Source organism: Streptomyces sp. NPDC020362, from assembly GCF_040642095.1.
GTDB lineage: Bacteria > Actinomycetota > Actinomycetes > Streptomycetales > Streptomycetaceae > Streptomyces.
Genome location: NZ_JBFAET010000046.1, coordinates 39,294 through 56,960, shown reverse-complemented (window position 1 = coordinate 56,960; position 17,667 = coordinate 39,294). Strand labels below are relative to the sequence as shown.

The following is a 17,667-nucleotide window of genomic DNA, read 5'->3' as shown; positions in this document are numbered from 1 at the left end:
TGCGAGCGCCGCACCACCTAACCCGAGGGGGCCCGGTCCGTCGACCGGGCCCCCTCGGCTTTCCCCTCCGTATCAGAACCCCCCGATCCCCCCCGGATCCCCCTCAAGAAGTTCTGACGCCGGACACGACAGGCGGAGCGGGGAAAGGGTTGTACGGGCTTCAGGATTTTTCCCGGGGGCTGCCGGGAATCAGCGGACCCGGACCGACAGCGGCTTGGACGCGGTCCTGCCGTCGACGACGCGGACGACCTCGACGCCGGCCCGCCTGAACCTGTCGGTGAGCCGGTAGCGGTCGTGGCGGACGGCGGTGGTGACGGGCAGCGACTTCCAGTGGGTGCCCTCCTTCACCTGGAGGGTGACCGTGCTGCCCTCCCGCAGGCCGGAGGCACGGCCGCTGAAGGTGACGGTCCCGCCCTTCTTCACATGGGTGCCGCTCGCGGAGAGGGTGAGGGACGGCTTGGCGTGCACTGCCGGTGCCGCGCCGGCTGCCGCGGCGCCGCCCACGACGAGGGCGGCGGAGACGAGAGAGACGGCGGCAATTCGAGCCTTCACAGCGAACTCCTTGATTCCTGAATGGGTCGGGAATTCCTCCCGGCTCCCGGTCGGGGAGCACACCCATACAGACATGACCTGCAGGTTTCAGGGTTGCAGACTTTCTGGAATTTACCGAATTTACAGCTCTTCCACAGAAATAAGAGAATGCGCATGGATCCTGATCAGGCCTTATAAGAAAGGGCTGTGAAAGTCATATTGTCGCCTTCTTTCCTTCCTGTCCGCGCACCCTTCCGCCGCACCCGGTGGTCGTCACCGGATCACGTGCCGCACGAAGCGGCTCACCGTCTCAGCCAGCACCTCGCGGCCGTCGCGGGCCCACAGCTCGTCGTTGAACAGCTCGACCTCGACGGGGCCCGTGTAGCCGGCCGCCTCGACGTATCCCTTCCACTCCCGCATGTCGATCGCGCCGTCGCCGATCTGGCCCCGGCCGTTGAGAACGCCCTCGGGCAACGGCGTCGTCCAGTCGGCGAGCTGGAAGGCATGGATACGGCCGCCCGCGCCCGCCCGGGCGATCTGCTCGGGCGCCGCCTCGTCCCACCAGATGTGGTACGTGTCCACCGTGACGCCCACCTGACGGGCCGGGAAGCGCTCCGCGATGTCCAGCGCCTGGGCCAGGGTGGAGACCACACAGCGGTCGGCGGCATACATCGGGTGCAGGGGCTCGACTGCCAGCCGCACCCCGTGCCGCTCGGCGTACGGGCCCAGCTCGGCGAGCGCGTCGGCGACCCGCTCCCGCGCGCCGTGCAGGTCCCTGGAGCCGGCCGGCAGGCCGCCCGAGACCAGTACCAGCGTGTCCGTGCCGAGGGCCGCCGCCTCCTCGATCGCCCGCCGGTTGTCGGCCAGGGCCGCCGCCCGTGCCCCGGGGTCGATCGCCGTGAAGAAGCCGCCGCGGCACAGGGTCGTCACGGTCAGACCCGCGTCACGGACCAGCTCCGCGGTCGCCTCCAGGCCGTACGACCGCACCGGATCCCGCCACAGGCCCACCGCAGGGACACCCAACTCCAGGCAGATGCCCGCCAGTTCCGGAATCGTCAGCTGCTTCACGGTCATCTGGTTGATGCTGAGGCGTTCAAGACCGGTCACTGAGCCACTCCGTACAGGGCGAGCAGGGTCTTCATCCGTTCCTCGGCCAGCTTCGGATCCGGGAACAGGCCCAGGCCGTCGGCGAGTTCGTAGGCACGGGCGAAGTGCGGCAGGGAACGGGCCGACTGGAGGCCGCCGACCATGGCGAAGTGGTTCTGGTGACCCGCGAGCCAGGCCAGGAAGACCACTCCCGTCTTGTAGAAGCGGCTCGGGGCCTGGAAGAGATGGCGGGAGAGGCCGACCGTGGGATCGAGCAGAGCGCGGAAGCCCGCCGTGTCGCCGGTGTCCAGCACCCGCACCGCCTGCGCCGCCAGGGGGCCCAGCGGGTCGAAGACGCCCAGCAGCGCATGACTGAAGCCCTGGTCGTCGCCCGCGATCAGCTCGGGGTAGTGGAAGTCGTCGCCCGTGTAGCAGCGGACACCCTGCGGCAGACGCCGGCGCAGGCCGATCTCGCGCCCGGCGTCCAGGAGGGAGACCTTGATGCCGTCCACCTTGTCCGGGTGCGCGGCGATGACCTCCAGGAGGGTGCCGGTGGCCGTGTCGAGGTCCGGTGCGCCCCAGTAGCCCGCCAGCACGGGGTCGAACATCGGGCCCAGCCAGTGCAGAATCACGGGCTGGGCGGCCTGGCGGAGCAGATGGCCGTAGACCTCCAGGTAGTCCTCGGGGCCGCGCGCGGCGGCCGCGAGCGCCCTGGACGCCATCAGGACGGCCTGTGCGCCCGCCTCCTCCACGACCGCGAGCTGCTCCTCGTACGCGGCGCGGATCTCGGCGAGGGTGCCCCCGGTGATCTGGTCGGTCCCGGCACCGCAGGCGATACGGCCGCCGGCCGACCGGGCCTCGGCGCCGCTGCGGCGGATCAGCTCGGCCGCACCCGCCCAGTCCAGGCCCATCCCGCGCTGGGCGGTGTCCATCGCCTCCGCGACGCCCAGTCCGTGCGACCACAGGTGGCGGCGGAAGGCGAGGGTGGCGTCCCAGTCGACGGCGGCGGACGAGTCCGGCGACGCGTCCGCGAAGGGGTCGGCCACGACGTGCGCCGCCGAGAAGACGGTACGGGAGGTGAAGGAGGTGCCCGGGGTGGGCGCGACGGGATCGGCACGCGGCTCGTAAGCCCTCAGGTGCCCCTCGGAGTCCGGCAGCCGGATGGTCACAGCGCCAGCTCCGGTACGTCGAGGCGCCGGCCCTCGGCCGAGGACCTCAGGCCCAGCTCCGCGAGCTGGACGCCCCGGGCGCCGGCCAGCAGGTCCCAGCGGTAGGGCGCGTCGGCGTAGACGTGCTTGAGGAACAGCTCCCACTGGGCCTTGAAGCCGTTGTCGAACGCGCCGTTGTCCGGAACCTGCTGCCACTGGTCGCGGAAGACCTCGGTGGCCGGGACGTCCGGGTCCCAGACGGGCCGGGGCGTGGCCGAGCGGTGCTGGACGCGGCAGGTGCGCAGGCCGGCGACGGCGGAGCCCTCGGTCCCGTCCACCTGGAACTCGACCAGCTCGTCACGGTTGACCCGCACCGCCCACGACGAGTTGATCTGCGCGATCGCGCCGCCGTCGAGTTCGAAGACGCCGTACGCGGCGTCGTCGGCGGTGGCGTCGTAGGGCTTGCCGTCCTCGTCCCAGCGCTGCGGGATGTGGGTGGTGGCCAGGGCCTGGACGGAGGTCACCCGGCCGAACAGCTCGTGCAGCACGTACTCCCAGTGCGGGAACATGTCGGCGACGATGCCGCCGCCGTCCTCGGCGCGGTAGTTCCAGGAGGGGCGCTGGGCGGGCTGCCAGTCGCCCTCGAAGACCCAGTAGCCGAACTCGCCCCTGACGGACAGGATCCGGCCGAAGAAGCCGCCGTCGACGAGCCGCTTCAGCTTCAGGAGGCCGGGGAGGAAGATCTTGTCCTGGACGACGCCGTGCCTGATGCCCTTGGCGTGGGCCAGACGGGCGAGCACGAGGGCGCCCTCCAGCCCCGTGGCCGTGGGCTTCTCGGTGTAGATGTGCTTGCCGGCCGCGATCGCCCCCCTGATCGACTCCTCGCGTGCCGAGGTGACTTGGGAGTCGAAGTAGAGGTCGACGTCCGGGTCGGCGAGGACGGCGTCCACGTCGGTGGAGACGTGCTCCAGGCCGTGCCGTTCGGCGATCCGCCTGAGCGCGTGCTCGCGACGGCCGAGCAGGATCGGCTCGGGCCACAGCACGGTGCCGTCGCCGAGGTCGAGGCCGCCCTGCTCCCGCAGGGCCAGGATCGAGCGGACGAGGTGCTGGCGGTAGCCCATGCGCCCGGTCACGCCGTTCATGGCGATCCGCACCGTCTTGCGTGTCACGTCAGTCCCTTCGTGGGCGCCCGCGCCCCCTCGACATCAGCAGCGTCATCGTCCTCAGTGGCCGGTGCAGAGCCGGCAGCGACGCGCGCAACGCGCGCAACTCCTGTAGCAAGCGCTTTCCATCCGAGGGGAAACTAGCCTCCGGCCGAGGGGCGCGACAAGGGCCGGACTCCTACGAGTTGTTCGAGGGGGCGAACAAACCGGGTGGTTGGCCTTATGGTCTGCTCGACACCGCACGGAACCGTGACCGTGCCCGGCCTGTCTACGAGGACGTACGAGCACCCCCTGCACCACCACAGCACGACCGGAGGACGACGAGATGACGGTGACCCTTGCGGATGTGGCAGCCCGCGCACAGGTCTCCCCGGCGACGGTGTCGCGCGTGCTGAACGGCAACTACCCGGTCGCCGCGTCGACCCGCGAGCGGGTGCTGCGGGCGGTGGAGGAGCTGGACTACGTCCTCAACGGCCCGGCCAGCGCCCTCGCCGCCGCCACCTCGGACCTCGTCGGCATCCTCGTCAACGACATCGCCGACCCCTTCTTCGGGATCATGGCGAGCGCGATCCAGGCCGAGATCGGGGGCCCGGGCGGCCGGGCCGGCGGCGAGCGCCTGGCCGTCGTGTGCAACACGGGCGGGTCGCCGGAGCGCGAACTGACCTATCTCACTCTCCTGCAGCGGCAGCGGGCCGCCGCCGTGGTGCTGACCGGCGGGGCCGTGGAGAACGCGCCGCACTCGGCGGCGGTGGCGGCGAAGCTGCGCAAGCTCGCCGACGCCGGGACCCGGGTGGTGCTGTGCGGGCGCCCGCCGGTGGCGGACACCGCGGCCATCGCCCTGACCTTCGACAACCGCGGCGGCGCCCGAGCGCTGACGGACCATCTCATCGGCCTCGGCCACCGCCGCCTCGGCTACATCGCGGGCCCCGAGGAGCGCACGACCACCCGGCACCGCCTGGAGGGCCACCGCGCCGCGCTGCGGGCGGCCGGCATCGAGGAGGACCCCGTCCGGACGGTGCACGGCCGCTACGACCGCCGGTCCGGTCACGAGGCCACGCTGGAGCTGCTGCGCCGGGACCCGTCGCTCACCGCGATCGTGGCCGCGAACGACTCCGTGGCCCTCGGCGCCTGCGCCGCCCTGCGGGAGTCCGGCCTGCGCATCCCCGAGGACGTCTCGGTGGCGGGCTTCGACGACCTGCCCTTCAGCATCGACGCGGTGCCGTCCCTGACGACGGTGCGCCTGCCGCTGTCGGAGGCGGGCGCCCGCGCCGGACGCATCGCGATGGGCCGGGAGGAACCGCCGCCCGGGGGGATCGCCTCGGTGCGCGGGGAGTTGATGGTGCGCGGGTCCTCCGGAGTGCCGCGCGCCTGAGGAGCCGCCGGTGAAGGACGGCCGGTGCCTTCCGGCACAGGCATGGACGGGCGTACCCCGTGGGACTAGCCTCGGAAGCACCGTGTCTCTGACCGGGTCAAGCATCCGGGGGCGATCATGAGCGTCCAGGACGTCCGCGCCTTCAACCGGTTCTACACCGGCGTCATCGGCGCCCTCGACTACGGCCGTCACCTGTACACGCCGTACACCCTCACCGAGGCCCGTGTGCTGTACGAACTCGCGCACTCCGGGCATCTGGACGCGGCCGACCTGCGCGGACGGCTCGCGCTGGACGCCGGCTATCTGAGCCGCATCCTGAACAGGTTCGAGGAGACGGGGCTGGTCGAGCGCGGGCCGTCCGCGGCGGACCCGCGGCGCAGGAGCGTCGCGCTCACCGCGCGCGGGCACGAGACCGCCGGGCTGCTGGACGAGCGGGCACGGGAGACGATCGGGGCGCTGCTGGACACCGTGGCGCCCGAGGAGCGGCCGCGCCTCGCGGAGGCGATGCGGACCGTCCGGGCCATCCTCGGGGACGAGCCGCCACCCGGTCCCGGGGAGGCCGTCCTGCGCGAGCCGCGCCCCGGCGACCTCGGCTGGATCGTGCAGCGCAACGCGGCGCTGTACGCGTCCGAGTACGGCTGGAACGCCGACTACGAGGGCCTGGTGGCGCGGATCGTCGCGGACTTCGCCGAGGACCACGACCCGCATCTGGAGCGGGTGTGGATCGCGGAGCTGGACCTGCGGCCGGTCGGGTGTGTCATGTGCGTGCGGGACGACGTGCCGGGCACCGCCCGGCTGCGGCTGCTGCTGGTGGAGCCCGACGCGCGCGGGCGCGGCATCGGCGACCGGCTGGTGCGGGCCGTCGTCGACTTCGCGCGCGGCGTCGGCTACCGCGACCTGGTGCTGTGGACCAACGACGTGCTCGGCAGCGCCCGCCACCTCTACCAACGGCACGGCTTCGGGCTCGTCGCCGAGAAACCCCACCGCTCCTTCGGCAAGGATCTGATCGGCCAGGACTGGCGATTGGATCTGCACCGATCGGGCACCTGACGAGTAGGGTCCACAATCATGAAGCTGGCGTTCTCCACTCTTGGCGTCCCCGGCCTGCCCGTCCCCGAGGTCCTGGCGCTCGCGACCGCGCACGGCTACCACGGCGTCGAACTGCGCGCGCACCCCGAGGAACCGGTGCACCCGGGCATCAGCCCCGCCGCGCGGGCCGAGACGGCCGCACTGTTCAAGGAGGCCGGGGTCGAGGTGCTGGGCCTGGGCGGATACGCCCGCGTCGCCGCACCCGGCGACGACACCCCCGTCCTGGAGGAGGTCCGCCGACTCCTCCAACTGGCCCACGACCTGGGTGCTCCGTTCGTCCGGGTCTTCCCCGGGGCCGACCCGGACCGCCCCCGCGAGGAGTCCGACGCCGTCGCCGCCCGGCGGCTGGGCGCCGCCGCCGAGGACGCCTCCGCGCTCGGCGTGCGGATCCTGCTGGAGACCCACGACTCGCACCGCACCGGCGCCGACGCGATCCGCGTCCTCGGCCCGGTCGGCCACCGGCAGGTGGGCGCGCTGTGGGACGTGATGCACACCTGGCTGGGCGGCGAGCAGCCCTCCGACAGCTACGCGGCCCTCGCCCCGCACCTCGGATACGTCCAGGTCAAGGACATCGCCTCGGTCGAGGACACCACCCCGCTCCCGCTCGGCGCGGGCGTCCTGCCGCTCACCGAGTGCGTGGACGTCCTGTCCCGGCACGGCTGGGACGGCTGGCTGTGCTGGGAGTACGAGAAGCGCTGGTACGAGTCGGCCGCCCCGCTCCCGCCCTTGCTGGGCGCCGGCCGGGAGCGCCTCGTCCGGCTGCTCAACGACGCCGCGTGAGGGTGCCCCGGCAGGCGGCACGGGCCCGGTAGTCCGCCGACTCCGGCGCAGGCGGCACGGGCCCGGTGATTCGCCGGGCTCCGGTGCAGGCGGCGCGGGCCCGGTAATTCGCTGGCTCCGGCGGCGGACGCCCCGTTAGCCTCCCCCGGTGACTCCGCCGCCCGCCCCGCCACGCCCCGTCCTGCCCTCATGAGCCTGACGCGCTCGCTCATCGACGTCAGACCCCTGCGCACCTCGCCCGTCTTCCGGCGGCTGCTGATCGGGCGGACCGTGTCCGTGCTCGGCGGGTTCATGACCATGGTGACGGTCATGTACCAGGTGTGGGACATGACCCGCAGCACGGCCTGGACCGGCTCCGTCGGACTGGCGCAGGCGCTGCCGCTGGTGGTGTTCGGCCTGTTCGCGGGGGCCCGGGTGGACCGGGCGGACCGGCGCCGGATCTATCTGACGGCGACCGTGGGCCAGGCAGCCTGCTCCCTGCTGCTGGCCGTGCAGGGTTTCACCGGGCACGTCCCGGTGGCGGCCGTTCTCGCGCTGGTCGCCGTGCAGTCGGCGTTCGGCGCGCTCGGCGCACCGGCGGCCGGCGTCTTCGTGCCGCGTCTGCTGCCCAAGGACCAGGTGGCCGCCGGGCTGGCCCTGAACCAGATCACCGGGCAGTCGATGATGCTCCTCGGCCCCGCCCTGGCCGGGGTGCTGCTGGGCTGGCTGGGCATCGGCACCTGCTATCTGCTGGACGCCCTCAGCTTCGGACTGGCCTTCTACGGCGCCTTCGGGCTGCCGGCGCTGCCGCCCCGGGGCGAGCCGTCGCGGGCGGGGCTGCACGGGGTGCTGGACGGGCTGCGGTTCCTGGCCGGGCACCGGGTGGTACGGGGTGCGCTGATCACGGATCTGGCCGCCACCGTGCTGTCGTTCCCGGCGAGCCTGTTCCCGCTGGTCAACGCCGAGCGGTTCGGGAACGACCCGCGCACCCTCGGCCTGTTCCTGTCGGCGCTCGCGGTCGGCGGCATCGCGGCAACCGCCCTGTCCGGCGCCGTGACCCGGCTCGGCCGACCGGGCACGGTGATGCTGTGCACCTCCGCCGCCTGGGGCGCGGCCCTGGTCGCCTTCGGTCTGTCGACCGACCCCTGGACCGGCCTCGCACTGCTCGTGCTGGCGGGGGCGGCGGACGCCACCTCGGTCGTCTCCCGTTCCACGCTCGTGCAGACGCGTACTCCGGACGCGCTGCTCGGCCGGGTCACGGCGGCCGAGCAGATCGTCGGGCAGGCGGGCCCCAGCCTGGGCAACGTGCGCGGCGGTCTGATCGCCGGCTGGAGTTCCGGCACGACCGCCCTGGTCTCCGGTGGCCTGCTGTGCGTGCTCGCGGTGGCGGCGGTGGCCGGGACGACACCCGAGCTGCGGGACGCGGGCACCGGGGCGGACGGGCCGTGAACGGCCCCGGGCCGTGGTGAACGCGCCCGGGCCGTGCCGTGTGCCGCCACGGCCCGCTCCCCGGTGTGCGCGGCCTCGTCACAGCCGCCGGGCGCAGCCCACCGGTTCGTTCCCGCCCAGCTGCACGTACAGGACCGTCGAGGCGGGGCAGGAGTCGCGGTCGGTGACCGCCTTCGTGACCCGGTACTGGGGTGCGCGGCGGCCGGAGCCGTTGCAGGCGGTCTCGCGGACCTGGCCGTCGCCCGAGTCGTAGACGCAGTCCCCGGGGACCGTGCGCGGGCCGCCTCCGCCCCCGGGGTCGCCGGGGTGCGGGGCTTCCAGGTTGCGCATGCAGGCGTAGCCCCGGGGAATCGCGCCGTCGCCGTCCTCGTCGTCCTGCGGCCGCTGTTCGCTGATGTGCAGCACGAAGTCGGTGAGCGGCGGGCACAGGGGGCCGTCGGTGACCGTGCCGTCGTAGCGGGCGACGACCCGGGCCGCGGCCCGTTCGCTCGCGCAGGGCACCTCGGTGAAGCTGGTGGTGCCGAAGGAGCTGCACTCGCCGACCGCGAGGAACTGGGCACCGTAGCCGGACGGGCGGACGGGGGTGGGCCGGGCGTCGCCCACCGGGGCGTCCGCCGGGCCCTGGCACCCGGTGAGCAGGGTGGCCAGCGTGGCCAGGGCGAGGGCGCGGGCGGTCGGCAGCAGCCGGCCCGCCACCCCCACGGCACCTTTCCTGCGCATCGCACTTCCCCCCGGACGCCCCGGTCCAGCGTGACCCTCGGCAACGGGCCACGCCAGACATGCGGGAGGGTTTCCCCCTTTGGTGGGAGTGTGCCCGGTGTGCGACGTACGTCTAGTACGTCAGCCCGTGGCCGAGCGGGTACAGCACCTGCCCCGGATCGTCCGCCCGCTGCACCGGCACCGGGAGCCTGCCGCGCGGGTCCACCCGGCCGGCGATCACCCGGGCGGCGGCCCGCAGTTCGACGTCGGTCCAGGAGTAGGAGGCCAGATACCCCTTGACGGCCGGGAGCTGAGCGACGTCGTAGGGGTTCCTGATGGCGACGGCCACCACCGGTCTCCCGGTGGCGAGCAGCCGCTCCACCAGGGGCCGCTGGCTGCTGTTCGCCGTGACGTTGTACGTCCCGACGACCACGGCGTCCGCGTCCTGCGCGGCCGCCTCCGCCCTGGCGATGGTGGCCGCCGAGGGTGCGGTGCCGGTGGACAGGGCCGTTGCGGTGAAGCCCAGTTCGGTGAGGGCGGCGGCGAGGACGCCGGTGGGCGGACCGGTGGTGCCGGACGGGGAGTCCGGGTCGGCGCCGACGACCAGGATCCGGCGTACTTCGCTGTGGTCGAGCGGGAGGATGCCGTCCTCGTTGACCAGCAGGGTGGTGGTCCGCTCGGCGATCCGGTCGGCGGTGGCCAGGTGGGACTTGGTGCCCACCGCGCCGTCGACGCCGGCCCGGGTGACGTGGGCCCGGTCGAGGAGTCCGAGCCGGGCCTTCAGCCGCAGGATCCGCAGGATCGATTCGTCCAGGCGGGCCTCGGTCAGCTCGCCGATCCGCACGGCCTGCAGGACCGCGCGCCACGCCACGTCGAGCGAGGGCGGATTGAGCAGCTGGTCGACACCGGCCTTCAGGGCCAGCACCGGGACCCGGTTGTCGCCGTACTTGGTGCGCACGCCCTCCATGCCGAGCGAGTCGGTGACCACGACCCCGTCGTAGCCGAGTTCGCCGCGCAGGATGCCGGTGAGGATCGGGTGCGAGAGGGTGGCCGGGTCGCCGGAGTCGTCGAGGGCCGGGAACTGGATGTGGGCGGTCATGATCGAGTCGATGCCCGCCGCGATCGCGGCCCTGAAGGGCACCGCGTCCAGCGTTTCCCACACCTCCCGGCTGTGGGTGATGACCGGGAAGCCGGTGTGGCTGTCCACAGCGGTGTCGCCGTGCCCCGGGAAGTGCTTGGCGGTGGCCGCGACCCGGGCGGCCTGATAGCCCTTCACCTCGGCCGCGACCAGGCCGGCCACCTCCTCCGGGTCGGCCCCGAAGGACCGCACGCCGATGACCGGGTTGGCCGGGTTGACGTTCACGTCGGCGTCGGGCGAGTAGTCCTGGTTGATGCCCATCGCGCGCAGTTCGGCGCCGGAGATACGGCCGAGGGTGCGGGCGTCGCTCCGGGAGCGGCCGGCCCCGATCGCCATCGCGCCCGGGAACAGCGTGGCCGGCTTGCCCACCCTGCACACTATGCCGTGCTCCTGGTCGGTGGTGATGAGCACCGGCAGGCCGCGCGGCTGCTCCAGGGAGGCCAGCTGGATGCCGTTGGAGAGCTCGGCGATCTGGTGGGGATCGCGGGTGTTGTGGGCCCAGGTGAAGTAGATGATGCCGCCGACCCGGTACTTCTCGATCAGCTCGGCGGCCGTGCGGACCCCGATCTCCTTGAGGTTGGCGTCGATGTCGGCCTGGTCGGGGTCGGTGGCGGAGTGGCCGTAGACGCGCATCACGAAGAGCTGGCCGACCTTCTCCTCCAGCGTCATGCGGGAGATGTGGGCGCGCAGTCGGCGCTCGTTCGGGGTGGCGGCGTGGGCGGTGGCCGGTACGGTCAGCGCGGCGGTGAGGCCCGCAGTGGCGGTGAGGACGGTCCGTCTGGACGGCCGTGCGGTGTTTCCCGTGCTTCCCGTGCTGTTGTCGTGCACGTGCGCTCCTTCCAGAGGAGAACCGCTGAAGGAAACTTCCGAGGAATCACGATTATCCGGGAAGTTTCTTTCCGTCAAGACAATGCACAGTAAGCCAGGATGGGGCCGCCACCGGCGCATGGGAGGGGGGCGCGCCGGTGGCGGTGGGCTGTCGGGCGTGGTGCGGCGGAGAGGGTGCGTCGGCGTTTCGCGGCCTGCGGCGAGGGCCGACACCGCACCACGGACTCGTCCGGCAGCCTGAACATTGGACGGACGGGGGCCGCGACGGGTTCCCGTGCCGGGTTCCCGTGCCGGTGGGTCGGCCCGGGCGACAGCGGCCCTCCCGGGCGGGCAGGGACCGGTGCAGTACATGGACATGATGCACATGGCCGGCATCCGGCCCCTCGCCGCCGTCGCGCCGATGGCCACCCTCCTGCGCCGATGGCCGGCCCCCTGCAGCGGGGGCCGGCACCGGGGGACCTACGGGCGCAGCGCGCGCTCGCGCTCCACGTCCCGCGCGTCCAGCTTCGCGTCGTAGCCGGCCAGCGGCTTCGCCGCGGACGGGTCGGCCTCGACCGCGGCCGGGGCGGCCCCCGCCCACTCCAGGATGCGGGCCGTGGCCAGCGTCTTCTGCTCGGGCACCAGGCCCGCCACGTTCGCCCCGTGGTTCATGCCGGGGGCCGTGAAGACGTACGAGTCACGGGCGCCCGCGCCGAGACGGAAACGCTCCGAGCCCCACGGGTCGTTCTGGCCGTACACGAAGAGCATGTGCCGGGCGCGGTGGCGGACCCAGGTGTCCACGTCCCGCATCGCGCCCGGACGGAAGCGCATCGGGATGGAGCGGGGCACGAGGTTGCGCGGCGGCTGGTAGCCGTACCGGATCAGCCTGGGCTCGATGGAAGGGAAGTGAATGGTGGGCGCGCCCAGCTGGGTGGCCGCCTGGTAGTAGTACGGGGTGTACTGCTCCAGCCCCTGGTCGGTGTAGGCCAGGAAGCCGGAGATGGTGTCGACCGAGTCCCAGATCGCCTGGTCCGTGGCGTGCGGCGCATCCGCCGGGACGGAATCGCAGTCCTTCAGCAGGCTGTACTGCCAAAAGCCCCAGACGTAGTCGAGTACGACCGCCTCGTAGGCCTTGTCCAGGCCGCCGATGGTGTCGAAGGTGTAGCCGTGGTCGGCGGCGTACTGGGCGTACTTCTTCTCCAGCGGCCCACGGCGCACCAGCGCCTCCCGCTGGACGGCGTTCAGCCGGTCGCGGCACTCCTTGGTGCCGACCTTGGTGAAGAAGCGGTCGTAGGCCGAATCCTCGTTGTTCACCACGTCGTTGGGGGCGACGTAGGCGACGACGCCGTCCATGTCGTGGGGATAGAAACGCTCGTAGTAGGTGGCGGTCATGCCGCCCTTGGAACCGCCGGTGGCCAGCCAGTTGGCGGAGTACACCGGCTTCAGCGCCTCGAAGACGCGGTGCTGGTCGCTCGCCGCCTGCCAGATGTCCAGCTTGGACCAGTCGGCCGGGTCGGGGCGGGAGGGCGTGAAGAACCGGTACTCCAGAGAGACCTGGTTGCCGTCCACGATCCGGGTGGGCTCGCTGCGGGACGGGTTCGTGGAGACGTTGTAGCCGCTGGTGTAGAAGACCGTCGGGCGGCTGGTGTCCTTGTGCAGCACGGTGATCCGCTGCTGGAAGGTGCCACGGTCCGGGTGGCGGTGGTCGACCGGCTGGGTGTAGTTCAGGACGAAGTAGCGGTAGCCGGGGTACGGCTTCTCCTGGACCAGGCTCATGCCGGGTATCGCCAGGAGCCGGTCCTTGATGTCGGTGAGCCCTGGCTGTGCCGGCTGCGCGGCGGTGGCCGCGCCCGCCGTGCTCAGCGTGCCGATGAACACCGCGAGCGCCAGCAGCCATCTGAGCGCCTTGCGCATGCGTACTCTCCCCTGTGAGACAGATGTGCGCCGGAAGCTATCCGAGCAACTGCCGTCACACCAGGGGATATTGGAAGGTTGGCGCGGTCAGCACAGAATCCAGCCGGAGCTGACCGAACGGCCGCCCACCGAGCCCTTCAGCCACACACAGCGGTGTCCGGCGTGGACCGTCACCGGGCCGGCCAGCAGCCGGTACTCGCCCTTGTCCACGACCGGCCGGTTCCCCCGCGCCTGCACGCTGACCGACATCACGCGTCTGGCCCCGGGCTTTTGGGCGACGGTGACGGCACAGACATAGCCGTCGCGCTTGTAGACGTGCACGGTGCCGGTACTGAAGGGCAGCGCCCGCACCTCGTGCCCGCCGCAGCCGCCGGCGGTCGCCGCCTGGGCGCTGCCGGGCAGCGCCAGGGCGAGCGCTCCGGATGCGGCCAGCACGGCCGCGCCGAGCGCCAGGCGCCGACGTATCGCACCACTGTCCACTGTCGTCCTCCCCGTACCGCCGTCGTGCACGGCCGATGGCCGCACTGATGTACGGACGCATGGCATGTACCGGATGGTTGCACGGCCGTCACCAGAACGCGCTGCCGGACCGCCCGGCCGGACCTGTCCCACGCGGACACACCGGCCCCATGAGGACACATCGCTCCTTTACGGATACACCGGCCCCATCGGGACACGCCGGTCTCATGAGGACACGCCGACCGGCTCCTCGGGTTCGGACTGGCCGACGAAGGTCCGCCACAGCTCCGCGTAGCGGCCGCCGCGGGCCAGGAGTTCCTCGTGGGTGCCGTCCTCCGCCACCCGGCCGCGGTCCATCACCACCACCCGGTCCGCACGGGCGGCCGTGGTGAGCCGGTGGGCGACCACCAGCGTCGTACGGCGGCCCGTGAGGCGGTCGGTGGCCTGGTTGACCTGGGCCTCCGTGGCCAGATCCAGGGCGGCCGTGGCCTCGTCGAGCAGCAGGACGTCGGGGTCGACCAGTTCGGCGCGGGCGAGTGCGATCAGCTGGCGCTGGCCGGCCGAGAGGTTGCGGCCGCGCTCGGCGACCTCGTGGAGGTAGCCGCCGTCGAGCCGGGCGATCATCTCGTGCGCGCCGACCGCCCGCGCCGCCGCCTCGACCTCGGCGTCGGTGGCACCGGGGCGGCCGTAGGCGATGGCGTCGCGGAGGGTGCCCTGGAAGAGGTACGCCTCCTGCGGGACGACGCCGAGGCGGTGGCGGTACGAGGTGAGGTCCAGGGTCCGTAGGTCGGTGCCGTCGGCGGTGACCCGGCCGGAGGTGGGGTCGTAGAACCGGGCCACCAGCTTGACCAGGGTCGACTTCCCGGCGCCCGTCTCGCCGACGAAGGCCACCGTCTGCCCGGCCGGGATCCTCAGGTCGATGCCGGTCAGGGCCTCGTCGGCGGCCCCGTACGCGAAGTGCACGTCCTCGAAGGCGATGTCGCCGCGCAGGGAGAGGACGTCGAGGGGTTCGTCGGCGGACTTCGTGGAGGTCGGCTCGCGCAGCAGCTCCTGGATGCGGCCCAGCGAGACCGTGGCCTGCTGGTAGCCGTCGAAGACCTGGGAGAGCTGCTGGACCGGGGCGAAGAACAGGTCGATGTACAGGAGGTAGGCGACCAGCGCGCCCGTGGTGAGCGTGGCCGCCTCCACCCGGCCGGCGCCCGCGACGAGCACCGAGGCCGCGGCGACCGAGGACAGCAGCTGGACGAAGGGGAAGTAGACGGATATCAGCCACTGGCCGCGGATACGGGCCTGGCGGTAGCTGTCGCTGCGCTCGGCGAACCGCCGCCCGCCGTCCCGCTCGCGCCGGAACGCCTGCACGATCCTGAGCCCGGCCACCGACTCCTGGAGATCGGCGTTCACCGACGACACCCGCTCACGGGCCAGCTCGTACGCCTTCACGCTCGCCCGGCGGAAGAAGAAGGTGGCGACGATCAGCGGGGGCAGAGTGACGAAGACGACCAGGGCGAGCTGGACGTCGATCACCAGCAGGACGACCATGATGCCGAAGAACGTGACGACCGAGACGAACGCCGTGACCAGGCCGGTCTGCAGGAAGGTGGACAGGGCGTCGACGTCCGTCGTCATCCGCGTCATGATCCGGCCGGTCAGCTCGCGCTCGTAGTAGTCGAGGCCGAGCCGCTGGAGCTGGGCGAAGATCTTCAGCCGCAGCGCGTACAGCACCCGCTCGCCGGTCCGGCCGGTCATCCGGGTCTCGCCGATCTGTGCGACCCACTGCACCAGCACGGTGACCAGGCCCAGCAGGGAGGCCGCCCACACCGCGCCGAGGGCCGCCTTCGTGACGCCCTGGTCGATGCCGTGCCGGATCAGCACCGGCAGCAGCAGGCCCGCGCCCGCGTCCACGGCGACCAGCAGCAGGCTGAGGAGCAGGGGCGGGCCGAAGCCGCGCAGGAGGCGGCGCAGGCCGTAGGAGTCCTCGGGGCGGACCGCGCGGGCCTCGTCGATGTCGGGGGTGCCGGTGGCCGGGGGCAGCGCCTCCACCTGGGCGAGGAGTTCGGGAGTGGCCGGGGTGCCCGACAGTGTTGCGTTCTCGGCGTTCTTGGCCTCGCGGTCACCGGTCCACAGCCGCGGCGTGAGGCCGCGCTCGGCGTCGAACTCGGCGTCCAGCTCCTCGCGGACGGACGTGTCCTCCCGCGGCTCGGCCGGCAGGGCCCGGCCCGGGGAGACCCCGCCCAGCTCGTCCGGGTCGGTGAGCAGGCGGCGGTAGAGGGCGGAGCGCTCCTGGAGTTCCTCGTGGGTGCCGAGATCGGCGAGCCGGCCGCCGTCCAGGACGGCGATGCGGTCGGCGAGGTTGAGGGTCGAGCGGCGGTGGGCGATCAGAAGGGTCGTACGGCCCTCCATGACGTGCTTGAGGGCCTCGTGGATCTCGTGCTCCACACGGGCGTCCACGGCCGAGGTCGCGTCGTCCAGGACCAGCAGGCGCGGGTCGGTGAGCAGGGCGCGGGCGAGCGCGATGCGCTGGCGCTGGCCGCCGGAGAGGGTCAGGCCCTGTTCGCCGACCTTGGTGTCGTAGCCCTGGGGCAGCTCCGCAATGAAACGATCCGCCTGGGCGGCACGGGCGGCGGCCTCGATCTCCTCCTGGGTGGCGTCGGGGCGGCCGTAGGCGATGTTGCTGCGGACGGTGTCCGAGAAGAGGAACGAGTCCTCGGGGACCAGTCCGATCGCGGCCCTGAGCGACTCCAGGGTCAGCTCGCGCACGTCGTGGCCGCCGATCAGGACGGCGCCGTGGGTGACGTCGTAGAAACGCGGCAGGAGGAGGGAGACGGTGGACTTGCCGGAGCCGGAGGAGCCGACGACGGCGAGCGTCTCGCCCGGCCGGATCTCGAAACTGAGCCCCTTCAGTACGGGGCGCTCGTGCTCGTACCCGAACGACACGTCGTCGAACTCGACCGTCGCGGGCGCGTCGGCGGGCAGGGTCTTGGTGCCGTCCTTCATCGTCGGCTCGGTGTCGATCAGCTCCAGGACGCGCTCGGTGCCGGCCCGGGCCTGCTGGCCGACCGTGAGGACCATCGCGAGCATGCGGACCGGGCCGACCAGCTGGGCGAGGTAGGTGGAGAAGGCGACGAAGGTGCCGAGGGTGATGTGCCCGCGCACGGCCAGCCAGCCGCCGAGCGCCAGCATGGCGACCTGGCCGAGCGCCGGGACGGCCTGGAGGGCCGGGGTGAACCTGCTGTTCAGCCGTATGGTGCGCAGGCGTCCCGCGAAGAGCCGGCGGCCGACCTCCCGGAGCTTCCCGGTCTCCTGCTCCTCCTGCCCGAACCCCTTCACCACGCGTACGCCGCTCACCGCACCGTCGACCACGCCCGCGACGGCGGCGGCCTGGGCCTGCGCGTACCACGTGGCGGGGTGCAGCTTGCTGCGGCTGCGCCGGGCTATCCAGCCGAGGGCCGGGGCGACGGCCAGGGCGACCAGGGTCAGCGGCAGCGACAGCCACGCCATGATCGCCAGGGAGAGCAGGAAGAGCAGGACGTTCCCGATGGTCATCGGGAGCATGAAGAGCAGGCCCTGGATCAGCTGGAGGTCGCTGGTGGCGCGGCCCACCACCTGGCCGGTGGACAGCTCGTCCTGGCGGCGGCCGTCGAGGCGGGTGATCGTCTCGTACATCTCGGTCCGCAGGTCGTACTGGACGTCCAGGGCGAGACGGCCTCCGTAGTAGCGGCGTACGAAGGTGAGGCCGTAGACGAGGAGGGCCGCGCCGATCAGGGCGCCGGCCCAGGGGGTCATGGCGCGGCTGTGGGCGCCGATCACATCGTCGATGATCACCTTGGTGATCAGCGGGACGACGGCCATGACCGCCATGCCGGCGAGGGAGGAGCCGAGAGCGAGGATCACGTCCGTGGGGTAGCGCCAGGCGTAGCCCGCCAGCCGTTTTGCCCATCCCCGTTGCGCTGCCACGCTGGTGCCTTCCGTCAGAGTTCCTTCGACATGCTCTACCGGAAGACACCAACGCCGGCGGGGGCGGATTTCATCCCGCCGCAACAATTGCCGGGCACG

General features: G+C 72.4%; 13 protein-coding genes. 4 read left to right on the top strand and 9 right to left on the bottom strand.

The genetic code is table 11. The features are described from left to right. Positions 1–189: 189 nt before the first annotated feature. The 4 genes from AB0H32_RS19165 to AB0H32_RS19150 form a co-directional block, all read right to left on the bottom strand. Positions 190–552, bottom strand: a complete 363-nt coding sequence (locus AB0H32_RS19165; RefSeq protein WP_361121542.1) for a hypothetical protein — start codon at positions 550–552, stop codon at positions 190–192. A 252-nt stretch (positions 553–804) separates the two neighbouring features. Next, positions 805–1,638 carry a sugar phosphate isomerase/epimerase family protein gene (locus AB0H32_RS19160; protein WP_361121539.1) on the bottom strand — a complete coding sequence of 278 codons (834 nt, stop codon included), beginning with the start codon at positions 1,636–1,638 and terminating at the stop codon, positions 805–807. Then, positions 1,635–2,786 (bottom strand): dihydrodipicolinate synthase family protein, encoded by a 1,152-nt coding sequence (locus tag AB0H32_RS19155; RefSeq protein WP_361121536.1) that lies wholly within the window; start codon positions 2,784–2,786, stop codon positions 1,635–1,637. The genes AB0H32_RS19160 and AB0H32_RS19155 overlap by 4 nt, the downstream gene beginning before the upstream one ends. Beyond that, positions 2,783–3,934 (bottom strand): Gfo/Idh/MocA family oxidoreductase, encoded by a 1,152-nt coding sequence (locus AB0H32_RS19150; protein WP_361121533.1) that lies wholly within the window; start codon positions 3,932–3,934, stop codon positions 2,783–2,785. The genes AB0H32_RS19155 and AB0H32_RS19150 overlap by 4 nt, the downstream gene beginning before the upstream one ends. Positions 3,935–4,253: 319 nt before the next feature. On the opposite strand from AB0H32_RS19150, the gene AB0H32_RS19145 reads away from it, so the two are divergent. From AB0H32_RS19145 to AB0H32_RS19130, 4 genes are all read left to right on the top strand, one after another. After that, positions 4,254–5,300 (top strand): LacI family DNA-binding transcriptional regulator, encoded by a 1,047-nt coding sequence (locus AB0H32_RS19145; RefSeq protein WP_361121530.1) that lies wholly within the window; start codon positions 4,254–4,256, stop codon positions 5,298–5,300. 117 nt (positions 5,301–5,417) lie between these two features. Beyond that, entirely contained in the window at positions 5,418–6,350 is a 933-nt protein-coding gene (locus AB0H32_RS19140; RefSeq protein ID WP_361121527.1) for a bifunctional helix-turn-helix transcriptional regulator/GNAT family N-acetyltransferase, read from the top strand. An 18-nt stretch (positions 6,351–6,368) separates the two neighbouring features. Further along, a complete protein-coding gene (locus AB0H32_RS19135; RefSeq protein WP_361121524.1) occupies positions 6,369–7,169 on the top strand; it encodes a sugar phosphate isomerase/epimerase family protein in 801 nt (266 codons plus the stop codon). A gap of 189 nt (positions 7,170–7,358) precedes the next feature. Further along, positions 7,359–8,597, top strand: coding sequence for an MFS transporter (locus AB0H32_RS19130; RefSeq protein ID WP_361121521.1), 1,239 nt, complete (start codon positions 7,359–7,361; stop codon positions 8,595–8,597). Between the two features lie 78 nt (positions 8,598–8,675). On the opposite strand, the gene AB0H32_RS19125 is transcribed toward AB0H32_RS19130, so the two are convergent. The 5 genes from AB0H32_RS19125 to AB0H32_RS19105 all read right to left on the bottom strand — a co-directional run bounded on the left by AB0H32_RS19125 (position 8,676) and on the right by AB0H32_RS19105 (position 17,568). After that, positions 8,676–9,317: a hypothetical protein gene (locus AB0H32_RS19125; protein WP_361121518.1), complete on the bottom strand. Its 642-nt coding sequence runs from the start codon at positions 9,315–9,317 to the stop codon at positions 8,676–8,678. Positions 9,318–9,429: 112 nt separating this feature from the next. Then, positions 9,430–11,262: a glycoside hydrolase family 3 protein gene (locus tag AB0H32_RS19120; protein WP_361121515.1), complete on the bottom strand. Its 1,833-nt coding sequence runs from the start codon at positions 11,260–11,262 to the stop codon at positions 9,430–9,432. Between the two features lie 459 nt (positions 11,263–11,721). Continuing rightward, entirely contained in the window at positions 11,722–13,155 is a 1,434-nt protein-coding gene (locus AB0H32_RS19115; RefSeq protein ID WP_361121512.1) for a S28 family serine protease, read from the bottom strand. An 87-nt stretch (positions 13,156–13,242) separates the two neighbouring features. Continuing rightward, positions 13,243–13,635, bottom strand: coding sequence for a hypothetical protein (locus AB0H32_RS19110; RefSeq protein WP_361121510.1), 393 nt, complete (start codon positions 13,633–13,635; stop codon positions 13,243–13,245). Between the two features lie 204 nt (positions 13,636–13,839). Further along, positions 13,840–17,568, bottom strand: coding sequence for an ABC transporter ATP-binding protein (locus AB0H32_RS19105; protein ID WP_361121507.1), 3,729 nt, complete (start codon positions 17,566–17,568; stop codon positions 13,840–13,842). Between the last annotated feature and the right edge of the window lie 99 nt (positions 17,569–17,667).